Annotated in this window: 19 protein-coding genes; 12 read left to right on the plus strand and 7 right to left on the minus strand. The window is 73.2% G+C overall.

The features are described from left to right. The first annotated feature begins 2 nt into the window (after positions 1–2). Positions 3–2705, plus strand: coding sequence for a DNA mismatch repair protein MutS (gene mutS / locus WMF26_RS18765; RefSeq protein ID WP_437338366.1), 2703 nt, complete (start codon positions 3–5; stop codon positions 2703–2705). A gap of 7 nt (positions 2706–2712) precedes the next feature. On the opposite strand, the gene WMF26_RS18770 is transcribed toward mutS, so the two are convergent. Both WMF26_RS18770 and WMF26_RS18775 read right to left on the minus strand, forming a co-directional pair. After that, on the minus strand, positions 2713–4755 hold the full coding sequence (locus WMF26_RS18770; protein WP_438001431.1) for an IgGFc-binding protein: 2043 nt from the start codon (positions 4753–4755) through the stop codon (positions 2713–2715). Continuing rightward, positions 4755–6866: an IPT/TIG domain-containing protein gene (locus WMF26_RS18775; protein ID WP_438001432.1), complete on the minus strand. Its 2112-nt coding sequence runs from the start codon at positions 6864–6866 to the stop codon at positions 4755–4757. The genes WMF26_RS18770 and WMF26_RS18775 overlap by 1 nt, the downstream gene beginning before the upstream one ends. Positions 6867–7362: 496 nt before the next feature. Between WMF26_RS18775 and rpsB the strand changes: the two genes are divergently transcribed. The 5 genes from rpsB to WMF26_RS18800 all read left to right on the plus strand — a co-directional run bounded on the left by rpsB (position 7363) and on the right by WMF26_RS18800 (position 12042). Further along, positions 7363–8247, plus strand: a complete 885-nt coding sequence (rpsB, locus tag WMF26_RS18780) for a 30S ribosomal protein S2 (protein WP_437320660.1) — start codon at positions 7363–7365, stop codon at positions 8245–8247. A gap of 259 nt (positions 8248–8506) precedes the next feature. Continuing rightward, positions 8507–9457, plus strand: a complete 951-nt coding sequence (gene tsf, locus WMF26_RS18785; RefSeq protein WP_438001433.1) for a translation elongation factor Ts — start codon at positions 8507–8509, stop codon at positions 9455–9457. Positions 9458–9466: 9 nt separating this feature from the next. Next, positions 9467–10411, plus strand: a complete 945-nt coding sequence (locus tag WMF26_RS18790) for a polysaccharide deacetylase family protein (RefSeq protein ID WP_438001434.1) — start codon at positions 9467–9469, stop codon at positions 10409–10411. A 67-nt stretch (positions 10412–10478) separates the two neighbouring features. Next, positions 10479–10820 (plus strand): hypothetical protein, encoded by a 342-nt coding sequence (locus WMF26_RS18795; protein ID WP_438001435.1) that lies wholly within the window; start codon positions 10479–10481, stop codon positions 10818–10820. Positions 10821–11046: 226 nt separating this feature from the next. Further along, complete coding sequence (locus tag WMF26_RS18800; protein WP_438001436.1) at positions 11047–12042, plus strand: hypothetical protein; 996 nt, start codon at positions 11047–11049, stop codon at positions 12040–12042. A gap of 42 nt (positions 12043–12084) precedes the next feature. On the opposite strand, the gene WMF26_RS18805 is transcribed toward WMF26_RS18800, so the two are convergent. Both WMF26_RS18805 and crcB read right to left on the minus strand, forming a co-directional pair. Further along, positions 12085–12996, minus strand: a complete 912-nt coding sequence (locus WMF26_RS18805) for a hypothetical protein (protein ID WP_438001437.1) — start codon at positions 12994–12996, stop codon at positions 12085–12087. Positions 12997–13080: 84 nt separating this feature from the next. After that, positions 13081–13464 carry a fluoride efflux transporter CrcB gene (gene crcB, locus WMF26_RS18810; RefSeq protein ID WP_438001438.1) on the minus strand — a complete coding sequence of 128 codons (384 nt, stop codon included), beginning with the start codon at positions 13462–13464 and terminating at the stop codon, positions 13081–13083. Between the two features lie 87 nt (positions 13465–13551). Here crcB and WMF26_RS18815 point away from each other — a divergent pair, with 87 nt between their 5' ends. Continuing rightward, positions 13552–15126 carry an AAA family ATPase gene (locus WMF26_RS18815; RefSeq protein ID WP_438001439.1) on the plus strand — a complete coding sequence of 525 codons (1575 nt, stop codon included), beginning with the start codon at positions 13552–13554 and terminating at the stop codon, positions 15124–15126. 50 nt (positions 15127–15176) lie between these two features. Here WMF26_RS18815 and WMF26_RS18820 read toward each other — a convergent pair whose 3' ends face one another. Next, a complete protein-coding gene (locus WMF26_RS18820; protein WP_437338376.1) occupies positions 15177–16100 on the minus strand; it encodes an ABC transporter ATP-binding protein in 924 nt (307 codons plus the stop codon). 111 nt (positions 16101–16211) lie between these two features. Here WMF26_RS18820 and WMF26_RS18825 point away from each other — a divergent pair, with 111 nt between their 5' ends. Genes WMF26_RS18825 through WMF26_RS18840 form a run of 4 tightly spaced genes read left to right on the plus strand, consistent with a single transcriptional unit; the run spans position 16212 to position 21262 of the window. After that, on the plus strand, positions 16212–16499 hold the full coding sequence (locus tag WMF26_RS18825) for a hypothetical protein (protein WP_020735730.1): 288 nt from the start codon (positions 16212–16214) through the stop codon (positions 16497–16499). A 14-nt stretch (positions 16500–16513) separates the two neighbouring features. After that, positions 16514–17347, plus strand: coding sequence for a CheR family methyltransferase (locus WMF26_RS18830; RefSeq protein WP_061624872.1), 834 nt, complete (start codon positions 16514–16516; stop codon positions 17345–17347). A 19-nt stretch (positions 17348–17366) separates the two neighbouring features. After that, positions 17367–20207, plus strand: a complete 2841-nt coding sequence (glnD, locus tag WMF26_RS18835; RefSeq protein WP_438001440.1) for a [protein-PII] uridylyltransferase — start codon at positions 17367–17369, stop codon at positions 20205–20207. Continuing rightward, on the plus strand, positions 20204–21262 hold the full coding sequence (locus WMF26_RS18840; RefSeq protein WP_438001441.1) for a tetratricopeptide repeat protein: 1059 nt from the start codon (positions 20204–20206) through the stop codon (positions 21260–21262). Before glnD ends, WMF26_RS18840 begins: the two co-directional genes overlap by 4 nt. 92 nt (positions 21263–21354) lie before the next feature. On the opposite strand, the gene WMF26_RS18845 is transcribed toward WMF26_RS18840, so the two are convergent. After that, the gene (locus WMF26_RS18845) at positions 21355–22263 is read right to left on the minus strand and encodes a ParB/RepB/Spo0J family partition protein (RefSeq protein WP_020735734.1); all 909 of its coding nucleotides are present in this window, start codon (positions 22261–22263) and stop codon (positions 21355–21357) included. Continuing rightward, positions 22260–23186, minus strand: coding sequence for a ParA family protein (locus WMF26_RS18850; RefSeq protein ID WP_061626657.1), 927 nt, complete (start codon positions 23184–23186; stop codon positions 22260–22262). The genes WMF26_RS18845 and WMF26_RS18850 overlap by 4 nt, the downstream gene beginning before the upstream one ends. A 584-nt stretch (positions 23187–23770) precedes the next feature. On the opposite strand from WMF26_RS18850, the gene WMF26_RS18855 reads away from it, so the two are divergent. Continuing rightward, positions 23771–23935 (plus strand): hypothetical protein, encoded by a 165-nt coding sequence (locus tag WMF26_RS18855; protein WP_020735736.1) that lies wholly within the window; start codon positions 23771–23773, stop codon positions 23933–23935. Positions 23936–23973: the final 38 nt, after the last annotated feature.

Below are 23973 nucleotides of genomic sequence, written 5' to 3' on the forward strand. Positions count from 1 at the left end.
CGATGCAACTGTCCGAGCAGCCCGCGGCCAGGAAGAAGCTCACGCCGGTGATGCGCCAGTACGAGGACGCGAAGGCGCTCCACCCGGACGCGATCCTCTTCTTCCGGATGGGCGACTTCTACGAGATGTTCAACGACGACGCGGTCCTCGTGTCGCGCGCGCTGAACCTGACGCTCACGAGCCGCAACAAGGGGGAGCCCGAGGAGGTCCCCATGGCCGGCGTCCCGCACCACGCGGCGCACGGGTACATCGCGCGGCTCCTCGCGCTCGGCCACAAGGTGGCGATCTGCGAGCAGTGCGGGGACCCGTCGAAGATCAAGGGGCTCGTGCCGCGGCAGGTGGTGCGCGTCGTCACGCCGGGGCTCGTGACCGACACCGAGCAGCTCGACGCGCGCGCCAACCACTACCTCGCGGCCGTCGACGGCGGCGGCGCGCGGCGGGGCGACGCCGGCGAGGCCGGCGCGGCGAGCGGGCCGTACGGCCTCTCGCTGCTCGATCTCTCGACGGGCGAGCTCTCGGCCACCTCGGTCCCGGACGCCGCGACGCTGCTCGCGGAGCTCTCCCGGGCGGATCCGCGCGAGGCGCTGATCGCCCGGGATCTGCCGGACATCCGCGCGGCCGCGACCTCGCTCTCCTGCCGCGCGGCGCTGCGCGACGACGACGAGCTCGACAGCGCCGACGTCGCGTCGATCCTCGACGACGCCGCGATCGAGCCGATCTCGGCCGCGGCGCTGGCCGAGCACCCGCTCCCGGCGGTGCGCGCGGCGGCGCGGGCGCTGCGCTTCGCGCGCCGCTGCAGCCCCGGCGCGCGCATCCCGGTGCGGCGCATCGCCCCGCACGACACCTCGGGCACGCTGCGCATCGACGAGACGGCCCAGGCGCACCTGGAGCTCGCGCGGGCCGCCGACGGCGGCCGCCGCGGCACGCTGCTCGACGTCGTCGACTGCACGGTCACCCCGGGCGGCGCCCGGCTCCTGCGCCGCCGCCTGCTCACGCCGCTCGCCGACGTCGCGGCCATCCGCCGCCGCCTCGACGAGGTCGAGCTCTTCGTCGCGAACCCGCGCGCCCGCGGCGAGCTGCGCGAGGCGCTCGGCGGCGTCGGCGACCTCGAGCGCCTCAGCGTCCGCGCGCTCCTCGGCGAGGCCACGCCGCGCGACCTCGGCTGCCTGCGCGACGGCCTCGCGGCGGCCCCGGCGGCGGTCGCCGCGGTCCGGTCGATCCCCGATCTCGGCGACGGGGGCGCGGCGCCGCTGCTCGCCGAGGCGGCGGCCGTGGACGTCGCCGCCGACGTCTGCGCCGAGCTCACCGCCGCGCTGATCGAGCGGCCGCCGCCGAACGCGCGCGAGGGCGGCATCTTCCGCGAGGGCTACGACAAGGAGCTCGACGAGGCGCGCGCCGTCGAGAAGAACGCGACCGAGCTCATCCTCGCGCTCGAGGCGAAGCTGCGCTCGCAGACGGGCGCGCCGTCGCTCCGGGTCAAGTACACGCGCGTCTTCGGCTGGTACATCGAGGTGACGCGCGCGCACGTCGCCAAGGTCCCGGACAGCTTCCGCCGCAAGCAGACCGTCGCGACCGGCGAGCGCTACACGAGCGACGAGCTCGACGAGCTCGCCGACAAGATCGAGCACGCCGGCGCGCGCGCGCTGGAGCGCGAGGCCTCGCTCTTCGATCGGCTGCGGGGCCTCGTGGCGAAGAGCGAGGGCCGCCTCCGCGCCCTCGCGCGCAGGCTCGCGGCGTGGGACGTCGCCGCCGCCCTCGCCGACGTCGCCCACCGCAACGACTACGTGCGGCCGCACGTCACGGCCGGCGAGGCGATCGCGATCCGCGACGGCCGCCACCCCGTGGTCGAGCGCTACGCGGCCGCGGGGCACTTCGTGCCGAACGACACCCGCCTCGATCTCTCGGGCGAGCGGCTCTGGCTGATCACGGGCCCCAACATGGCCGGCAAGTCGACGCTCATGCGCCAGGTCGCGCTGATCGTGGTGCTCGCGCAGATGGGCAGCTACGTGCCGGCGCGCGAGGCCGAGATCGGCCTCGTCGACCGGATCCTCTCGCGCGTGGGCGCGAGCGACAACGTCGCGCGGGGCGAGAGCACGTTCATGGTCGAGATGCGGGAGACGGCCGAGATCCTCCGCGACGCCACGCGGCGCTCGCTGGTGATCCTCGACGAGATCGGCCGCGGCACCAGCACCTACGACGGCCTCGCGATCGCCTGGGCGGTGGCCGAGCACCTGTTCGACGCGATCGGCTGCCGCGCCCTGTTCGCGACGCACTACCACGAGCTGACCGAGCTCTCGGCGCGCGCGCCGGGCATCGCGAACTACTCGGTCGCCGCGCGCGAGCACGGCGACGACGTGATCTTCCTGCACAAGCTCGAGCCTGGCCCCGCGAGCCGCAGCTACGGCGTGGCGGTCGCGCGGCTCGCGGGCGTGCCCGAGGGCGTGCTCGCGCGCGCCCGCGCGATCCTCGCGACCCTGGAGTCGGGCGCCGCGCTGCCGGGCGGCAAGCACGCCTCGCTCCGCGGCCGCACGCGCGGCGGCGCCGCGCAGCTCGACCTGTTCGTCCCGGCGCAGGCCGCCGTGACGCCGGAGCAGGCGGCCGTCCTCGAGACCCTCCGCTCCGTGGACGTCGATCGGCTCGCGCCGCTCGACGCGCTCCGCCTCGTGGCGAAGCTGAAGGGGCTGCTCGGCGGCGCCGGCAAATGACCGCGGCTCAGTCCGGCGCCGCGATCTCCCGAAGCTCGGTGCCGCCCGCGTACGCGTAGCTCACGAACGAGTCGAACCCCGTGACGAGCAGCCCCACGGGCGCGGAGGCCGCGATCCGGTGCACGCCGTCGCGCTGCCGCCCGGGCCGGACGTTGTCCGGCGCCGGCAGCGTCGGATCGATCGACGCGAAGCTCAGCTGGCAGCGGTAGACGACGAACGGCGGCGCGCGGCCCCCGCGCTGCTCGTCGGTGAGCCCGTCCGCGGGCGCGATCTCGCACTCCTCCGGGCCGAGCGCGACGCCGTCGAGCCGCACGACGGCGGACGGCGGCGCGATCACGGAGATGAAGTCGAACGCGTACTTGTCCGGCGTCAGGAACACGTAGTCCTGCCGGAACTGCTCGATCGGCGGCAGGATGACGAGGCTCGGGTCTCCGCCCGGCAGCCCCTGCCGCACCCCGGTCGCGTTCTGGCTGGCCATGATCTGCGACACGATGACCGGCTCGGAGCTGTCGATCACGAAGTCGCCCCACGCCATCACCTCGTGGAACTCGCCCTGCGACGACAGCGTGATCCGGTCGTCCGGCGGCGGCAGCGTCGTCGTGATCGCCGCGCCCTTGCTGCTCACGGCCATGATCCTGACGAACTCCGGCTCGGGCACGACCTCGATCTGCGCGCCTGCCTGCTTCACCGTCTGCGACCGGTTCGGCGTGTGCGGCACGGCGAAGCGCTTGCCGGTCGCGCGGATCGGGTCGAGCTGGTCCTCCAGGTGATCGGCGCAGCAGCGCCGATCCGCGAGCTTCGGGAAGTGGGGCGCGTCCGAGGCCTCGCCGCCGGTGAAGACCGCGATCGGCTGGTCGGCCTTGATGACCGAGCCGGTGAAGTCCTCGTTGAACCCGCCGGTCTCCAGGTTGAGCACGTCGAACGCGCCGAGCTTGACCTCGATCGACCCGCCCGCCGGCGTCTCCGGGACCGGCCCGCCGCCGACGATCTTCGCCGTCGTCTTCACCTGCACCGTCGTGTCCTCGCGCGTCCCGACGATGGTCAAGAACGCCCGCAGATCGGTCGGGTTCAGCGGATCGAAGTTCGTGTCCGGATCGTCCGTGCTCGCGATGGTCTGCGGCCACCCGGCGACCACGTACGCCGTCGACAGCGCGCCCGGGCTGTACGTCAGCGCCTCGCGCGGCTTCAGGAGCGAGGCGTCGTTGGAGAACACGTTGACGTTCTCCAGCGGGTTGAACTGGTAGGCGACGACGGGGAATTTCGAGGTGATCTTGTACGCGTGCCGCGTCAGCGCCGTGTGCGTGCCCGCGTTGTACTCGCCCTCCGGGCTGCCATCGACCTCGCGCGGCCCGAGCTTGAACACCTGGAGATAGAGCGGCGCGATCAGCGCGCTCGCGATCTCCACGGGGGCGGGCGGATCGCCCGGCGCGCCGTCGTCCTGGAAGATGTGGACCTCGTTGGGCACGTCCGGCTGCGGGTTCGAGATCACCACCGCGAACTGCTGCGCCGCCGCGTTGCTGGTCGCGTCGATCAGCGCGTTGTCCAGATCGACCGCCCAGTACTCGCACCCCACGTTGCTCCGCTCGACCTCGGCGGCCGCGCAGAGGTGGAGGCAGCCGCCGCCGCGGCACGCCTCGCCGGCGTCCGGATCGCACGTCTCGAGCACGCCGCCGAAGCTGCCGTCCGGCGCGCACGTCACGACGTCCTGCCCTCGGCACGACGTCACGCCGGGCACGCACTCCCTGCACCCGAGGTCGATCGACGCGCACACGAGCCCCTGCGCGGCGCAGTCCTCGAGCGTCACCCACGCCGGCCCGGCCGCGGTCTCCTCGCAGCGCGAGAGCTCCGCGCCGCACCGCATCTCGCCGGCCGTGCACGGCGGGGGCGGCGGCGGATCGTCCGGGACCTCGCCCCACCGGAGGCCGCTGTCGAAGCAGCTCGGCGCGAGCGCGAGCGCCGCGGCGGCGAGGAGGGCGGCGGCCGCCGCGCGCCGCGGGCGGGCGCGGCGGCGTGACCTGCGTGATCGCGTCGGGGGGGGCGGCTCGCTCATCACAGGTGCGCGCTGAAGCTGTCGAGGGAGTACGCCGACATCCCTTGCGGCGTGAGCTGCCGGTAGACGAGCTTGCCGTAATCGAAGCCGTCGATCCGCGCCCCGTACACGCCGATGGTGACCGGCCCCGGCGGCAGCGCGCCGTGATCGAGCCCGAGCTGCCGGATGTCGGGCAGCTCGACGGCGTGCGACCCGGCGGGCACGGCCACGGTCCACCGGATGAGGCCGCTGCCGCTCGCGATGTCGTAGACGCTGAGGTCCACGGGCGCGCCTGCGGCGAACGACGTCGCGAGGTGCGCGCCGTCCCAGGCGCCGTTCTGCGCCGGCGTCTCCAGGGTCGGAACGCCCACGAAATCGCCGATGCGCACCGGCGCGCTCGTGGTGGTCGAGAGCGCGCGGCCGACGACGGACAGCGGCGCGAGCCCGGCCTGGCCGGTGACGGCGCGCGCCGACGAGTGATAGCTCGCGCCGAGCAGATCGCGGTTGAGCGGCGGGACGCCCACGAACGACAGCCGCCCGTCGAACGGGATCAGCGGGCTCTGGGCGCCGGCGGGCAGCGTGGCGAACCCGTCGTTGCCGATCATCAAGGACACGTTCGCCTTGATCCGATCCGGCCCCTTCGGCCCCTTCGCGGGCGCGGTGACTTCCATCGTGAGGGCGTGATCGAGCGGCTGATCGATCCGCACGAACACGTCCGTCGTCACCCGGTTCGGCAGCAGCGGGATCCCGCGGACGATCCCCATCGCGTACGCGGTGAAGCGGGGCGGGTCCGTCGATCGATCCTCGACGCCCGCGAGCGCGTAGATCGAGCGGTTGCCGGGCGCGAGGTACATCGTGAACCCGTGCCCGAGCTCTCCCGGCGTGTCCGGGGTGATCGCCTGGTACTCGGGCGGCAGCTGGAAGGTCGCGAGCGGGTCGGCCCCCGTCGTGAACACGTACGCCGCCTTGCGCTCGGTCTCGCGCTGCGGGCTCGGGATGTTGCCCCACGCGGCGGCCCCGGGGTCCAGCGCCGTGTCCCAGACGAGCTCGCCGTCGAGCACGGCCGCGCTGCCCACCTTGCCGCCGACGGGCGGGGGCGGATCGCCGGAGGCGCCGCAGGCGGGCGTGAGCACCGGGTCGAGGTACACGGTCACCGTGTCGACGGGCACGGAGGCGAACGAGATCGGGCTATGGCACGTCGCGGCGACGGTGACGGTCCGCGGGGCGTCGAGCGACGCGTCCTCGAACACGGCGACGCCGGACGCGTCGGCCTCGCCGAGCAGCGCGGACGAGAGGCTGCTGCCCACGACCACGCGCGCGCCCGGGATCGGGTCGCCGGTGAAGTTGTTGTAGACGAGGACCTTGAGCCGACCGGCGAGGTGGCCGCCGCTGAGCCCGCCCTTGTAGCCGTTCTGGCTGTCCTCGTAGGTGTAGCCGTCGAGCACGAGGATCGTCTCGTCGCCGGTCGTCACCGAGATCGTCTTCGCGCCGGGCGTGCCCTGGGGCACGGTGCAGGCGAGCCGGGTCGGCCCGAGCACGGCCAGCGACGTGCAGGGCTTCTGACCGATCCTGGCGACGGTCGTCGCGTCCCAGCGCGTGCCTTGCCCGATGAGCTCGATCGCCGTGCCGCCCGAGATGGGCCCGCTCGACGGCGACGCATAGAGCGCGTCGTAGACGTAGCCGCCCGGCAGCGATCGTCGGGTCGAGGCGTCGTCGCCGTTCTGCGCCGCGAGCTCCACCGGCCCGGCCGCGCCCGGCGGCGCCACCACCTGGACCCGGCTGGGATCGATGGGCACGATCGCGGACGGATCGACCTCGACGTCGCCGAACCAGACGCGGACCTTGGAGCTGAAGCCGTTTCCGTGGAGCAGGACGCGCTGGCCCCCGTTGAACGGGCCGTGCGTCGGGTCCGCGCCGAGCAGGGCGTGCGGATCGGCGTCCGGGAGCCCGGTGCTGGACGACGAGGACGTGGTCTGCGGATCCACCCCGAAGTCGCCGCCGCCGCCCCCGTCGCCGTCGGTCTGCCGGCGGATGCCGCTCGGGGCCGTGGCGATGCAGGCGGAGACGACCGCGAGGCCTGCGCAGATCGGGGCGAAGCGTGCAGGAAGGAAGCGTCGTGACGCGGTTCGCACGCGCCGAGTGTACGCCATCGTGGATGCCGGGACACGGCGCGCCGCGGCCCGCGGCGCAGCGGTTTCGTGCCGCGCGCGGTCTCGCCCGCGCAGCACGGCCGCGTCGGAATCATGCGGGGCGAGGCGAGGCGAGGCGAGGCGCGGGCGCGCTCGCCGAACGCCGCGGCGCGCTCGCTCTGATAACCCCGATAACTCCGGCGGCTCGATAACCCCGCGCAACCTTGCATAAATACTTGAAAATATCGGCCCCGTGTTCACGGCCGCCTCCGCTTGACAAGCGCGGCGCATCGGGGTAGCAAACCGCCCCCTTCTCACGGTCTCGTGATGAGGGGGACAGCGGCGGTCGAATCCTCGCCGTCGCTGCGACGAAATCCACACGCTCTCCTGGCACCCACGGCATTCCGCGGCCCGGTGCCCCATCGGCTCGGACGCTCCTGTCCGTGCGTGGGGTTGGCGGCGGGAGGGGGAGCGGCGGACCAACCGAAAGGACACAGCCGTGACCGATACGAGCATCTCCGCATCCGCCCCGGCGGCCGACACCATGCAGGCCGTTGCCCCCCAGCCGGGGGATTTCCCGCTCCCGCTCCGCTCGCTGCTCGACGCGGGCGTGCACTTCGGCCACCAGACCAAGCGCTGGAACCCGAAGATGCGGCCGTTCATCTACGGCGCGCGCAACGGCATCCACATCATCGATCTCGACCAGACGACGCGGCTCTTCAAGCGCGCGTACGACTTCCTGACCGACGCCGTCGGCCGCGGCGGCCACGTGCTGTTCGTCGGCACGAAGCGCCAGGCGCAGGACATCGTGCAGGAGGAGGCCCGCCGGGCCGGCATGTACTTCGTCACGAACCGCTGGCTCGGCGGCACGCTGACGAACTTCCGGACGATCAAGCAGGGCCTCGATCGCCTCCGCACCCTCGAGCGCATGAAGGAGGACGGCACCTACGAGCAGCTGCTCAAGAAGGAGGTCGTCCGCCTCGAGAAGGAGCGCGAGCGGCTCGAGAAGTACCTCGGCGGCCTCAAGGGCATGGGCGGCCTGCCGGCGGCGATCTTCGTGATCGATCCGCACCAGGAGTCGATCGCGATCAGCGAGGCGCGCAAGCTGAACGTCCCGGTCGTGGCCATCACGGACACGAACTGCGACCCGGATCTCGTCGACTTCGTGATCCCTGGCAACGACGACGCCATCCGCTCGATCCGGCTGATCACGGCGCGCGTCGCGGACGCGTGCGTCGAGGGCGCGCAGCGCCGCAAGGATCACGGCGAGGGCGCGCACGGCTCGCAGCCCCCGGCCGGCGGCCGCGGCCAGCGCGACGAGATCAACGTCTACCAGGGCGGCCGCGGCGGCCGCGGCGGTCCGCGCCAGCAGCAGGCGTCGTAGCGCGGCGCGAGCCGCATCGGAGAGCGGCCCGGCGCTCGGGCGGCGGGGTGACCAACGTCGCCTGCCGCCCGGAGCGGTGGGGACCGCGGGAGCGCGGAGGGCGCGGGGACAGAAATGAAAATTTCACGCCTCTGCGCCCTCTGTGCCTCTGCGGTCCGGCGGCTCGTCGCGCGGGCCCTCGTGGTTACCAGTCTGAAGTGCGATGAAGAGGGGCCGCTCGGCGCGGCCTCTTCCTATCTAGGTTGAAGGAGAAAGAGCCATGGCCGGCATCAATGCGCAGGCGATCAAGGAGCTTCGTGAGCGTACCCAGGCGGGGATGAGCGACTGCAAGAGCGCCCTCACGGAGGCCGAGGGCGACATGGAGAAGGCGGTCGAGATCATCCTGAAGAAGGGTCTCGCGAAGAGCGCCAAGCGGGCCGGTGCGTCCGCCACCGAGGGCGAGGTTCGCGCGGTGGTCGCGGCCGATCGGCGGAGCGCGACGATGGTCGAGGTCAACATCCAGACCGACTTCGCCGCCCGCAACGACGCGTTCCGGCAGTTCGTCGGCGACGTGCTCGCCGCGGCCGAGAAGGCGGCGGACGGCGCGGACGTCGCGCAGCTCTCGATCGGCGGCAAGCCGGTCGCCGACGTCGCGACGGAGCTGACGGCGCGCATCGGCGAGAAGATCGCGGTGCGGCGGTGGGATCGGGTGTCGGTCCCCGAGGGCAAGCACGGCGTCGCGCACGCCTACGTGCACCTCGGCGGCAAGATCGGCGTGCTCGTGGCGGTCGAGACCTCGAGCCAGGCGGTGGCGGATCACCCCGAGGTCCAGAAGTTCGTCGAGGACACGGCGATGCAGGCGGCCGCGATGAGCCCGCTGGTCCTCCGTCGCGACGAGGTCTCGGAGGAGCTGAAGGCGAAGCAGAAGGAGATCTTCGAGGCGCAGCTCCGCGAGGATCCGAAGCCGAAGCCGGAGGCGGCGTGGCCGAAGATCATCGAGGGCAAGTTCAACAAGTGGTTCTCGGAGGTCGCGCTGATCGAGCAGGAGTCGGTCGAGGCGGCGTCGCGCGGCGTGGCGGGCCAGACGATCGACAAGCTGCGCGAGGCGGCGGCGAAGGCGGCCGGCGGCGAGGTCAAGCTCACGCGCTTCGTGCGGTACGAGCGCGGCGAGGGCATCGCCAAGAAAGAGGACGACTTCGCCGCCGAGGTGGCGAAGATGGCCGCGAGCTGACGCGGTCCGATGGGGGGGCGCCTCGCCGCTGTCTCGATCGATCTCGACGAGGTCCCGAACTACTTCGCCATTCACGGGCTCGCCGTCCCGGAGCGCTCCGGGGCGGCGGTCTCGCCGAGCGCCGTCTATGACACGGCGCTGCCGCGCATCGCGGCCTTCGCCGCGTCCCACGGCATCCCGGTCACGCTGTTCGCGATCGGCCGCGATCTCGCGCGCCCCGCGAGCGCGGCGGCCTTGCGCGCGCTGAGCGACGCGGGCCACGCGGTCGAGAACCACTCGTACACGCATCGGTACGACCTCTCGCGGCTCCCGCGCCCCGCGATCGCGGCCGACGTCCTCTTGGGCGCCGAGGCGATCGCGGAGGCGGTCGGCCGGCGGCCCACGGGCTTCCGCGCGCCGGGGTACACGGTGAGCGACGCGCTGTTCGACGCGCTCGACGCGGTCGGGGTCGCGTTCGACTCCTCGGTGTTCCCGTGCCCGGCGTACTACGCGGCGAAGGCGCTCGCGATGGGGGTGCAGCGCGCGAAGGGGAGGGGATCGGCGGCGATCCTCGACACCCCGCGGGTGCTCGCGGCGCCGCGGCGGCCGTACCGGCCCGGGCGGCCGTGGTACCGGCGCGGCGGGCGGCGCTTCGTCGAGCTGCCGATCCAGGTGACGCCGGGCGTGCGGCTGCCGGTGATCGGGACGAGCGTGGGGCTCGCGGGCGCGACGGGGGCGAGGCTCTTGGCGCGCGCCTGCGCCGGGGAGGTGCTCGTCAACCTGGAGCTGCACGGGATGGACTTCCTCGACCGGGGGGACGGCCTCGAGGCGCTCGCGCCGTACCAGCCGGAGCTCCGGGTGCCGCTCGGCAGGCGGATGGAGGCGCTGGGGGCGTTCGTGGAGGAGACCGCGCGGGGTGGAGCGAGGTTCGTGCGGCTGGACGAAGCGGCGGGGGAGCGCGGGCTCGTGGAGTGACCCGGGGGGGCCGGACGGGGGCGCGACTTCTCTGACGCGCCTGGGACCGGCGGCGACCTTCCCGGGGATGGAGTTCGACCGCCTCCAGGATCTCGATAACCGCTGCAATTCACGCGAACCGCTGTTGCCGGACGACGTGCGCAACGTGGACATCGATCACCGGGATGACGCGATGCGTTGTGCGCTCGTTCCCGGTGCGTTGTGCGCTCATTACCCGCGCGTGGTGTGCGCGTTCTCGCTGCGTCGTGCGCGCGTTCGGATGCGTCGTGCGCGTTCCCGAGCTCTGTGGCGCGCGAGGATGAGGGGCTTCCCGTGCGCCTCTCCCGCGTCGTGCGCTCCTTCGATCCGCCTGTGCGCGCATCTCGCCGAGCCGCGCGCGCGCCTCGGCCCCGATGGTGCGCTGGCCTGACCTGGCTTGCGCGCGGCTGCCTGTCGCTCTCGCGCGCGCCGCCCGCCGCCGCGGTTCCGTCCACCCGGCGCGCGCGCGCCGCGCCCCACCACGCGCGCCCCATCGCCGGCCTCCTGTTGCCACGCCGGCGCGGTGTCCCCCCGCCGGCCGGATCGCCGCGACGCGATCTTGCCCCGCGGTGCGCCCGCTTTCCTTTCCTTGACGCACTCCCGTAGCTTCTCCTCCCATGGCCACTTCCAAGACCAAGAAGCCCGCGCCGGCGACCTCGCCGGCCGAGGCACCTGCCGTTTCACCCGCCACCGTCACCCTCGACGCGCTCGCGCGCGAGCTCGGCCCCGCCGACGGCGCGTTCGCCGCGCGGACGTACGCCGGCATCCCCGAGGAGGACCTCGTCGCGGAGGGCACGCGCATCGATTCGCAGAGCCTCATCGATGACGCCCCGCATTTCGTCGCCTCCGCGCGGCGGATCCTGGGCTCGCTCTCCGGATCGCAGCGCGCCAAGGTGCGCATGCCCGACGCGCTCTTGCCGCTGCTCGTCGCCGAGGCGGGCCGGCTCCAGGCGATGAAGCGGTCGCACGACGCCGAGGCGACCGAGGCGGCCGGCGCGCGGGCTGCGCTCGAGGTGCAGGGGCGGAGCGCGATGCGCGACGGCATCGGCGAGCGCGACCTCTGCTACGACGGCCTGCGCAACGCGCTCGGCGCGCGCCGCATGGCGCGGGTCGACGCCGTGGTGGGGCGCGCGGATTCCCCGGAGAGCCTCGCCAAGGGCCTCGAGGCGCTCGCGAGCTTCATCGAGGAGACCCGGCGGGCGGATCCGGTGCAGGACGCGAAGCTCCTCGAGGACTACGGGGTCGGCGCCGACTGCGCGGCCTCGCTCCGGGCCACGGCGCAGCGGGTGCGCGGGATCGCCAGCGTCCAGGTCGCCGCCGGGCGGCGGGTGACGCAGCGGGCGCTCGATCTGCAGGACGGGAGGGTCGCGGTCGTGATCGAGAAGATCCTCCGCGCCTTCAGGGCGGCGCGCCGGGTCGATGGAACCATCCTCGTTCCCGAGCTGAACAAGGCCGCCTGGATGTTCGAGGCCCGCTCCGGCAGCTCCGCCAAGAAGGCCCCGCCCGGCGGAGACAAGCCCCCGCCCGGCGGAAGCGGAAGTGGAGCGCAGGGCAACGCGCCACCCGTGCTGGTGACCGAAGAGACGACGCCGACCCTCGACGCCGACGGCTGATCCTCGCTCTCAGGACCAGGAGCGCCGTGCGCCGCGCCCAGCTCAGCTGGGTTCGTCGAGCACCTCGGCCAGCGATGCGGCGGCGGCAGCCCGCTCGAGCCAGCGCTCCAGGACCTCCGGATCCTTCTGGGCCATGACGCGCTCGCGCACGGCGTCCGGCACGTCGATGCCGCGGACTCGGAGCACGGTGAGCACGCTGCGCGCCGTCGCCTCGACACGGCCCTCGTCGCGGCCCTCGTCGCGACCCTCGTCGCGACCCTCGTCGCGACCCTCGGCGCGACCCAGCGCGATGTACTTCCTGGCGAAATCGCTCTGGTACTCGTAGCCTTTCATCATTGCCTCCAGCTCCCGGCGAGCCGCCTCGTTGAGGGAGATGACCACGAGATCGTAGTAGAACCTGGCCCGCTCGTCATCGAGCCCGTGGATGACGGGCAGCGCGGCGCCGGCGATGGCCGCTCCTCGATCGGTGGCGCCGTGGGCCATGGCCGAGAGCACCGCGAGCTCGGGCCGGCGGGCCGCCTCGGCGACGTCCGTCACGACGGGGACGTCCTCGCTGCGCAGCACGGGTGGACGCAGGACGAAGCCGGGCACGCCGAGCTCGATCGGCTCCGCGCACCACGCGGCGACCGCGGGGTCGGGCGCGACGACGAGCAAGTGGGCCGGGCAGCGGTGCTGGTCCCGCGCGACCGCGAGGTAGGCGGGCCACGTGAACCGTTTGTCGTCGTCGCGCCTGAGCTGCGCCTCGACGACGATCACGCGCGCGGGCGCCTCTCCTGCATGGAGGACAATCACGAGATCCGCGCGGTACTCCGCGGGCTGCGTCTGGTTCAGCGCGACCGAGGCGACGCGGGCTTCCGAGTAGACCGGCAGCGCGACGCCGAGCGCCTCGGCCAGCAGCTCGGCGGCGAGGGAGGGGCGGTTCTTGAAGAGATCCACGAGGCTCTCGTGGCGCATGGACACCATGGCGGCGACGCTCGCACGCCGGCTCTCGTGTGACCAGCCCGGCCAAGCCACAGGCTACCGCCCACCACCACCGCCCTAGCTCGCCACGAGCCGCCTCGCGACGACCATCCCGAGGACGCCGGCGAGCAGGCAGCCGACCAGCGTGATCGCGATGTTGACGAGCCCCGCCGCCGCCGACTTGTAGTGGATGAGCCTGATCGTCTCGTTGTTGAAGCTCGAGTACGTGGTGAAGCCGCCCATGACGCCGGTGCTCAGGCCCAGCCGGAGCGTCGGCGACAGGAGCTCCGTCGTCGCGGCGACCTCGCCGATAGCGCCGAGCAAGAACGACCCGATCACGTTGACGGCGAGCGTCCCGTACGGGAACCCGGCGCCGAAGCGGCCCTCGCACCACGTCGACAGCGCGTAGCGGGCCAGCGTTCCCGCCGCGCCGCCGAGCCCGATCCAGAACCACCGCTCCATTCGCTTCACTTTATCGCGCCCGTCGCGCCGTCGCGCTCGACGGCTGCTCCCTTGCTTCTTCCCGGCCGCTGGCCCAAGGCTCGGCGGGTGAAGCGCCGCTTCAACACGACCGGCCCCTGCCGCCCCGATCTGCACTACATGATCCCGGCGGAAAGCCGGCTGCCCGAGGTCCCCGGCCTCGTCGAGCAGATGGGCTACTTCGTCGTCCACGCCCCCCGGCAGACCGGCAAGACCACCGCCCTGCGCGCCGCCGCCGAGCGGCTCACCGCCTCGGGCCGCCACGCCGCCGTCCTCTTCTCCTGCGAGGAGGGCAGCGCCGCGGGCGACGACTACGGCTCCGCCCAGCGCGCCGTCCTGCGCGAGCTCGCGCGCGCGGCCGAGATCGCGCTGCCGCCCGAGCTCCAGCCGCCGCCGTTCTCGCTCGAGGGCGACGAGGGCCTCCTCTCCGCGGCGCTCACCGCCTGGGCGCGCGCCTGCCCGCGCCCGCTCGTCCTCATCTTCGACGAGATCGACTCCCTGCGCGGCCAGGGCCTCCTCAGCATCCTGCGCCAGCTCCGCGCCGGCTTCCCCAGCCGTCCCGATCACTTTGCCGCCTCGGTCATCCTCTGCGGCCTGCGCGACGTGCGCGACTACAAGGTCGCGAGCGGCGGCGATCCCGAGCGCCTCGGCACCGCGAGCCCGTTCAACATCAAGCTCGAGTCCTTGCGGCTCGGAGACTTCTCCGAGGAAGAGCTCCGCGCGCTCTATGCCCAGCACACCGAGGACACCGGCCAGGTCTTCCTCGATGCGGCGCTCGCCCGGGCCTTCGAGCTCACCGCCGGCCAGCCCTGGCTGGTCAACGCGCTCGGCCGCGAGATCGTCGAGAAGCTGGCCGTTCCGCCCGGCGAGGCCATCACGCGGGCGCACGTCGAGCAGGCCAAGGAGCGCCTCATCCTGGAGCGCGCCACCCACCTCGACTCGCTCGTCAGCAAGCTCGCCGAGCCGCGCGTCCGCCGCGTGCTCGAGCCCATGCTGGCGGGAACGTACGAGGGCGGCGGCGACACCTACGACGACGACGCCTCCTACGTCCGCGATCTCGGCCTCGTGGCCCAGGGCAAGCCGCTGCGCGTGGCGAACCCCATCTACCGCGAGGTGATCGCCCGCGTCCTCTCGTCATCGGCCGAGGAGCGGATCGACGCCCCGCCCGAGCGCTTCCTCCTGCCCGACGGCCGCCTCGCCTTCCGGCGCCTGCTCCGCGCGTTCGCCGCGTTCTGGCACGAGCACGGCGAGGTGCTCGCCTCCGGGATGCCGTACCCCGAGGTCGCCCCCCAGCTCGTCCTCATGGCCTTCCTGCAGCGCGCGGTGAATGGCGGCGGCTTCATCGATCGCGAGTACGGCGTCGGCCGGGGGCGCATCGATCTGCTCGTCCGCTTCCCCTACCGCAAGCCCGACGGCTCCCGGGCCGTCCAGCGGCGCGCGGTCGAGCTCAAGGTGTGGCGCAAGGGCCAGAAGGACCCGCTCCGCGAGGGCCTCGCCCAGCTCGACGAGTACCTTTCGCGCTTGCGTCAACGGCGCGGGACGCTCGTCATCTTCGACGCCCGCGGCCGGCTCGCCCGGAGCGCACCCCGGTTCTCCGAAGCGACGACGCCCCGCGGCCGCCGCGTCGCCGTGCTTCGCCTGTAGCAGCCGCGTCGCGGTGCTCCGCCTGTAGCGGCACCGCCGCGATCCGCCCTCTACTCCGCCGCCTTCCGGAACTCGATCACCTGCCCGCCGTCGCCGTTCGTGCTGTCCGCGAGCGCCGGCCGGTTCACCCGCGACACCTTCTCCGGCGCCACCCCCGCCGCCGCGATGAACTGGCGCGCCTGCTCGTTGTCGCCCGACGCCAGCTCGTCCGGCGTCCCCGACGCGACCACCCGCCCCTGGATCACGAGGAACGCCTGGTGCGCGATGCGGAACGTGCTCGCCATGTCGTGCGAGATCACCACGCTCGTCACCTTGAAGCGCGCCCGCGTCTCCTCGATCAGATCGTCGACCATCCGGCTCGTCAGCGGATCGAGACCGCTCGTCGGCTCGTCGTAGATGAGGATCTCGGGCTCGAGCATCAGCGCGCGCGCCAGGCCCACGCGCTTGCGCTGCCCGCCGGACAGCTCCGACGGCATCCGGTCCTCCTTGTTCTCCAGGCCGAGCGAGTTCAGCATCCCCACGACCTTGTCGCGGATGTCCCGCTTCGACATGTGCTTCCGGTGCTCGCGCAGCGGGAACGCCACGTTGTCGAAGATCGTGAGCGAGTCGAGCAGCGCCGCGTACTGGAACACCATCCCGAACCGCTGGCGCATCCGGTTCATCTCGTAGTCGCCGAGCGCGCCCATATCGACGCCGTCGACCCAGATGTGCCCGGTGGTCGGCCGCTCCAGGCCGATGAGCAGCCGGAGCAGCGTGGTCTTGCCCGCGCCGGACCCGCCGATGATCACCGCGGTCTCGGTCCGCCTGAGGTGCATGGTGATGCCGTGCAGCACCTTCGTCGGCCCGAACGACTTCTTGATGTCGTCGACGAAGAGGTGGTCCCCGGGCTCCCACCCCGGCGGCATCGCGCCCCCCGGCTGCGCCCCGGAGGCGGCCCCGTCCTGAGGGGGCTGGCTGGGAGGCCTTCTCCACATCGGCGCACTACGGTACCACGGACGAGGTCCCGTACGACCCCGATCGCCGTTCAATCCAGTAAGGGACAGCACGCGCTTGACGCGGCCGGGCGCGGGGCGGAAACGTTGCTCATGACCGACGACATCCTCAAAGCAGCCCTCGACACGGCCGAGGCCAAGACGGACAAGGACGGCTGGGCCGAGCTCCCGGAAGGGCGCGTGCTCACGCTCTACGCCGCCCACGAGGGCGTGTCGCTCCCGGTGACCAAGATCGACGCGGTCCTCAGCGTGGGCGGGCTCCTCAAGGCGCGCAGCACCAAGGGCGAGACCTTCGTGCTCGCGCTGAAGGACGTGTTCGCCATCGCCCTCGACGGCGGCGGCAAGGGAGCCCAGGCCAGGAAGGCCGGCTTCCTCGGCTGACCGCGGCGCCCCCGATGGCCAGATCGCCGAGAGCGGGAGGAGGTCCTGCGGCGCGCTCCGCCGAGCGGGCCGTCGACCTCGCGCTCGCCGAGCTCGAGCGCAGGTTCGGCCTGGGCCGCAGCCTCGCCGCCCCGGGGTGGGTCCGCGAGCGGGTCCTCGCCGTGCTGAGCGGCGTGGCCGCGCGGCACGGCGTGTCCCCGTTCGCGGCCGCCGAGCGCCTGCACGAGGACAGGGAGGCGGTCGAGGACATCGTCAGCGCGCTCCGCGTCGGCGAGACGCGGTTCTACCGCGATCCGATCATCTGGGAGGCCATCGCCACCGCGGTGCTGCCGAAGATCCCCCCCGACGTCCCGATCGCCGGCCTCTCGGCCGGCTGCAGCACCGGCGAGGAGGCCTATACCCTCGGGATGGTCCTCGCGAGCGCCGGCCGCCGCTTCAGCGTGCTCGGGGTCGACCGCGCCGCCCCGGCCATCGACGCGGCGCGCGAGGCCGTCTACTCGGCCGAGGCCGCCGACCAGCTCCCGCCGGCCCTGCTTCAGCGCTATTGTGAGCAGAAGGGCGGCGCGCTCCACGTCTCCCAGAAGCTCCGTGAGGTCGTCTCCTTCGAGGTCTGCGATCTGGTCCACGCCGTGCCGAGCGGCGGCTTCCAGATCATCTTCTTCAAGAACGTCCTCCTGTACCTCGCAGAGCCCGCGGGCGACGCGGTGGCCCGCCGCCTCGCCGCCGAGCTCGGCCCCGGCGGGCTCCTGTTCTCCGCCGCGAGCGAGGCGCCGCGCCTCTGCGGCGCCGGCCTCACCCCCGTCCGGGTGAACGCCCACGTCACCGCCTTCCGCGCCCCGGGCGCCTGAGAAAGCGAAAGCCCTCCGCATGAGCGTCGATCTCTCCCCCACGTCCAGGCCCAGCGGGCTCGCCGAGCTCCGCGCCGCCTACGCGCGCGAGCGCGCCGGGCTCGACCGCGCCGTGCCGAGCGGCTCCACGCCGGCCGCGGATCCCTCCGCGCTCGGGGTCGCCCTCGGCCGGCGCCACGCGCGCCTGCTCGACGATCTCCTGACGCGCCTCTTCCACCTCTTGCGCGAGTCCGGCTCCCCGAGCCGCGCCGCGTGGGACGCGGTCGCGATCGCCGGGGTCGGCGGCTACGGCCGCGGCGCCGTCGCGCTGCGGAGCGACCTCGACGTGCGCATCCTCGCCCGCGACGCCCAGCGCGCCAGCGCCATCGCGGACGCGCTGCTCTACCCGCTCTGGGACATGGGGGTCACCGTGGGGCACCAGGTCGTCACCATCGACGACCTCGTCGAGGGCGCGCGCGAGGACCTGCCCACCGCGACGAGCCTGCTCGACTGGCGGCACGTCGTCGGCGACGCGTCGCTCTCCGAGTCGCTGTGGCAGCGCGCCGCCGCGGGCCTCTTCGCGCACTCGGAGCTGCCCCGCTTCATCGAGCGGCTCGGCAAGGAGATCGCGCAGCGCCACGAGCGCTTCGGCGGCTCGGTCTACCTCCTGGAGCCGGACGTGAAGAACGGCGCCGGCGGGCTGCGCGACCTCGACGTCGCCCGCTGGGCGGCGAAGGCGCGCTACGGCGTCGGCGAGTTCGCCGCGCTGGTCCGCTTCGGCGCGCTCGTCGCCCGCGAGGCGGAGGAGATCCAGGGCGCCGCCGAGATGCTCTGGCGCATCCGCAACCTCCTCCACGCCCACTCCGGCCGGAGGACCGACCGGCTGACGTTCGACGAGCAGGAGCTCGTCGCCGGCGTGCTCGGCTACAACGAGGCGGCCGAGGCCGCCCGGAAGGCCGCGCCGCCGCCCGACGAGCCCTCGGTGTCGCCCGAGGCGATCGAGCGGATGATGAGCGATTACTACCGGAGCGCCCGGACCATCTCGCGCGCCCTCGACATGATCGTCTCGCGCGCCACGCCGACGCTCACGCGGCGCCGCCGCCGCGACGAGGACCTCGGCGGGGGCATCCGCCTGTTCGACGGCTGCATCACGATGAGCGATCCGGATCTGCTCCGGACCGACCCGCCGATCGCGCTGCGGCTGGTCGCCGCGGCCGTCGAGCGCGGCGTCCCGCTCTTGCCCTACGCGCGCGGGGCGATCGTCCGCGCCGCCGGCGACGCGGCGTTCTGCGCGGCGCTCCGCGAGAGCCCCGAGGCCGCCGCGCTGTTCCGGACCCTCGTGGCCACGTGCAAGGAGACGGCGCTCCAGAGCGGCTCGGTCGTCCGCGAGCTGCACGACCTCGGCCTCCTGCTCGCGATGATCCCCGAGTTCTCGCCGGTCGTCGGGCGCGTCCACCACGACGTCTACCACGTGTACACGGTCGACGTGCACTCGGTCGCCGCGGTCGATCGGCTGGCGGCGCTCGTGCGCGGCGAGCTCGCGGGCGAGTTCGGGCTCGCGTGCCGGCTCGCCGCCGAGGCGACGCGGCCGACGATGCTGTTCTTCGCCACGCTCCTGCACGACGTGGGCAAGGCGATCGGGGGCAAGGACCACAGCCGGCGCGGCGCCGAGATGGCGCGCGACATCCTGGAGCGGCTCGGCTTCCCGCCGGAGGACATCGACGAGGCGTGCCACCTCGTGCTGAAGCACCTCGTGATGTACCTCATCGCGACCCGGCGCGACCTCGACGACCCGGCCACGATCTCGGAGTTCTGCCGGGAGGTGCACGGCCGCGAGGGGCTGCGCGATCTCTACCTGCTCACGGTCGCCGACATCTCGACCACGAGCCCCACGTCGATGACGTCGTGGAAGGCGCGGATGCTCGACGAGCTCTACCTCTCGGCGGACGCGGCCCTGCGCGGCGCGCGCGGGGAGAGCGGGCCGCTCGGGATCGACGATCAGCGCATGGCGCGCGCGATCAGCGGCACGGTGGGCGCCCTCGAGGACCTCCCGGCCGCGGACGAGGCGGAGCGGCGCGCGCAGCGCGATTTCCTGGCGCGCTACCTCGCGTCGATGCCCGAGCGCTACCTCCTCGCGAACAGCCCCGCCGCGATCGCGGCGCACGCCGAGCTCGCCCGGCAGCAGGAGTCGAGCGGCAACAGCGTCTCGGTCGCGCTGGTGCCGTCGCGCCACCCGGAGGCCGCGGAGGTGTGCGTGGTCGCGCCCGATCGCCCCGGCCTGCTGGCGGCGATCACGGCGGCGCTCGCGTCCTCGCGCCTCGAGGTCCACGCCGCGCAGATCCACTCGCGCGCGTGCGACGACGACGGCGTCGCGCTCCGCGCGAGGACCGGGTCGTCGCCGCCCGCGGGCGTGCGCCTGCAGGCGGTCGACCTGTTTTGGGTGCGCGACCGCGGCGAGGGGGTAGGGGGGGTGGCCCGCGCCATCCCGAAGCTCGTGGCCGACATCCAGGCGGTGCTCTCGGGCCAGATCTCCGGCGCCGACGTCGCCAAGAAGCGCCGCGGCGGCGGCCTGCGCGAGCGCCCGACGCCGAAGGTCAAGACGCAGATCTCCATCGACGATCGCGCGTCGCACCACACGGTGATCGAGGTCCTCGCGCGCGATCGCCCGGGCCTCTTGTTCGCGATCTCGGACGCGCTCTACCAGCTCGGCCTGTCGATCTCGGTCGCCAAGATCAACACGGAGGGGACGCGCGTGGCCGACGTGTTCTATGTGAGCGAGGCGGACGGGACGAAGATCGCGAACGGCAAGCGGATGCAAGAGGTCGAGGAGCGGCTGCACGCGGTGCTCCAGGGCCTGGACGGCGAAGGGAGTGTCGGATGAACAAGGGGTGGTTTTCGCGCGCGGCGCGGGCGGCGGCCGCCGCGCGCCGGGGCGTGGCGGTGGTGGCGGTCGCGGCGTGCGCCGCCTCGTGTGGTGGAGCGCAGGAGGCCCCGCGCGAGCAGCTCGGGGATCCGCTGCTCGCCGATCCGCCGGACGGCAGCGACGCGGCGACCTCGAAGGGGACGTCGACGAGCGCGCTCGATCGGGGCGTGGCCTACATCAAGAACGAGCGGTACGAGGAGGCGAAGCCGCACCTCCTCCGGGCGATCGAGCACGAGCCGGGCAACGCCGAGGCGCACTACTACCTCGGGCTCGCGCACGAGAAGACGAACGACCGCGCCGGCGCCGAGGCGTCGTACAAGAAGGCGCTCGAGCGCGATCCCAAGCTGGAGGCCGCGGCGCTGAACCTGGCGGCGCTCTACCTGGACGAGCCCGCGCGGCCGGACGAGGCGATCGCGGTGCTCACGAAGGCGATCGAGCAGGCGCCGGGCCGCGCCGCGCTCCACCAGAACCTGGGCTACGCGTACGGCCTGAAGCGCGACGTCGCGAACGCGAGCAAGCACTACGAGGCGGCGCTCAAGGCCGAGGACTCGGCCGCGACGCGCTTCGCCTACGGCGCGATGCTGTTCGAGGCCAAGGAGCTCGACCGGGCCGCGGCGGAGCTGAAGAAGGCGCTCGCCGCCACCGGCGACGACGTGGCGACGATCGCGACCATCGGGCGGATGCTCGGGCCGGCGAAGGCGTTCGCCGACTGCGTGGCGGCCTTCGACCGCGCCATCAAGCTGAAGCCGGAGGCGGAGTTCCACGTGCGCCGCGGGACGTGCCGCCACGAGCTCGGCGACGAGCCGGGGGCGCGCGCGGACTACCAGGCCGCGATCAAGGTGGACCCGAAGTTCGCGGCCGCGCACTACTACCTCGGTCTGTCGTTCCTGGCCGAGCGCAGGCCGCAGAGCGCGCTCGCGGCGCTCACCGAGGCGGGCAAGCACGGCGGCGACACCGAGATCGGCAAGCGCGCCCGCGCCAAGGTGAAGGAGCTCAGCGCCCGGATCAAGTAGCGCGATCGCGGCGCGAGCCCGCGCGCGCGCCTGCCCGCCGGGGGCGATCCCGCTCGCCGGCCGGGGGCGAGCGCGCGCCCGCCCGCGGCGGCTCACGCGCCGAGCAGCGCGATGATCCTGTCGAGCTCGTCGAGCGAGCCGTACGTGATGCCGAGCTCGCCGCGGCCGCCCTCGTCGCGCACCTCGACGCGGGTCCCGAGCCGCCGCATGAGGCGCGCCTCCAGGTCCTTGATCGCGGGCGACTTCCCCGCGCGCTTCTTCTCGCCGGGATCCTCGCCGTCCCCGGCGGCGCGGCTCTCCTTCTCCTTCGCCGCCTTGATCAGCGCCTCGACCTTGCGGACGGGGAGCTTGCCGTGGACGGTCCGCTCGGCGACGTCGGCCATCACCTTGTCGCTCGGCGCCCCGAGCAGCGCGCGCGCGTGGCCCTCGCTGAGCTCGCGCGAGATCACCATGGTGCGGATGCGCGGCGGCAGCCGGAGGAGCCGGAGCGAGTTGACGATCGTGGTGCGGTCCTTGCCGACGCGCTCCGCGAGCGTCTGGTGCGTGTAGCTGTGCTCGCGCAGGAGCCTGTCGAACGCCTCGGCGATCTCGATCGGGTTGAGGTCGGCCCGCTGCACGTTCTCGACGAGGGCCAGCTCGAACGCCTCCTTGGGGGAGACGTCCTTGACGACGACGAGCACCTCCCGGAGCCCCGCGCGCTGCGCCGCGCGCCACCGCCGCTCGCCGGCGATGAGCTCGAAACTGTCGTTCCCGGCCTGCGTCCTGCGCACGATGAGCGGCTCGATGAGCCCGTGCTCGCGGATGCTCCCGGTGAGCTCCTCCAGCTCGGCCTCGTCGAAGTGCTGCCGCGGCTGCCCCTTCTGCGGCACGATCTTCTCGATCGCGCACACGAACACGCTGCGCCCTTCGGCCGCCGTCGCTGTCGCCGGCGGCGCCGCCGGGAGCAGGGCGTCGAGCCCCCGTCCGAGCGCGCGCCGCGCCCCTTTCTGATCGGCATTCATGATCTCGGTCGTGCGTCCCTCGCGCGCGCTCCGGTGGTGGTCGTGGCCTCGGCCTGCGGCTCCCCCTCCGCGTCCCCGCGCTGCCGCTTCTTCGGATCGGCCGCGGCGGCGGGCGGGCCGTCCAGGATCTCGCGCGCGAGGCTCAGGTAGCCCTGCGCCCCCTTCGACTGCGCGTCGTAGAGCAGCGCCGGCTTGCCGTGCGACGGCGCCTCGCTGAGCTTCACGTTGCGCGGGATGATCGCGTCGAACACGCGGAAGTGCGCCTTCACCTCGTCGGCCACCTGGTGGGTGAGCGAGTTGCGCCCGTCGAACATCGTGAGGACGACGCCCTCGACCGTGAGCTCCGGGTTGAAGGCGTTGCGCACTCGGTCGATCGTCGCCATGAGGTGCGTCAGCCCCTCGAGCGCGTAGTACTCGCACTGGAGCGGCACGAGCACCCGGTGCGCCGCCGTGAGCGCGTTCAGCGTGAGCAGCCCGAGCGACGGCGGGCAGTCGAGGACGACGAACGCGTACCCGTCGAGGTGCGGGCGCAGCGCCTGGCGCAGCCGCGTCGCGCGGTCGTCCGCGTCGACCAGCTCGAGCTCTGCCGCCACGAGATCCTGCGTCGCGGGCACCACGTCGAGGAGCGGCACCTCGGTCGCGACGGTCGCCTCCTTCAGCGCCGCCCGCCCGATCAGCACGTCGTAGAGCGACAGCTCGAAGCTCCCCCGCCGCACGCCGACGCCGCTCGACGCGTTCCCCTGCGGATCGCAGTCGACGAGCAGGGTCCGGCACTCCGCCGCGGCGAAGCTCGCGGCCAGGTTGACCGAGGTCGTGGTCTTGCCGACGCCCCCCTTCTGGTTGGCGACGGCGAGGACGACAGGCGAAGGCTTGGAGGCGGAGCCGGTCTTGCCGGGCGCGCCCCCCTGGTTGGGCGGTGGCATCGTGCTGTGTCGCGTCCGACCCGGCTGCTTACACGACCCCCATCGGCACGTCGAGAGATGCACGCGTCCCCGCCGCTCATCCGCGCGCGATTCACGAGCGGTGCACGACCGATTGACGACCGGGTTCACGCCCGGATCACGCCCGTTCACGCCCGGTTCACCGGTTCGCTCGCCGGATTGTTGGCCTGAACGGCGGGGGCGTCTACAGTGACCCACATGTCGCTTGATGTGGGTGTAGGTGAACGAACGACGGGGCCGCTGGCCCGCGGGCGAGCCTCGGGGCGGAGCCGCTGCTTCGGCCTCAACGGGGCGCTGTTGCCCTGCGGCGACGCCGGCCCGGTCGATCGGATCCTCGCCCGCGCGTTCTGGTGCGACGGGCGCGAGCCTGCATTGCTCGCGCCTGCGCAGGTCCTCGTGCTTTCGCCTTCGCTTCAACGCAGGTCGACGCTCGGTTCGCGCCGCCGTCCGCCCTCGACGCGCGTCGAGGGCCGGCGCTGACCGCCCAGGATCTCACGGACGTGGTGCCCAGCTTCGCCGAGCAGACCGACGCCCCGACGTCGCCTCGGCACATGTGAGGAGGACAGATGCCGCTTCCCAGGTCGTATCAGAACTTTGCAGAGTTCGAGCGGGAGATTCTCCGCCCGAACCGCGTGGGCTTCTCGCTCGAGGACATCGTCGAGGAGGAGTCGTCGTTCGACGCCGAGCTCGACTTCGAGAAGGACCCCTTCGACGTCTCGGACGACGACTGAGCGCGGGCCGCGCGGCGCGGGCCAGCCTCGCAGGCCCC

This window comes from Sorangium sp. So ce185, assembly GCF_051526825.1.
Classification (GTDB): Bacteria; Myxococcota_A; Polyangia; order Polyangiales; family Polyangiaceae; genus Sorangium; species Sorangium cellulosum_D.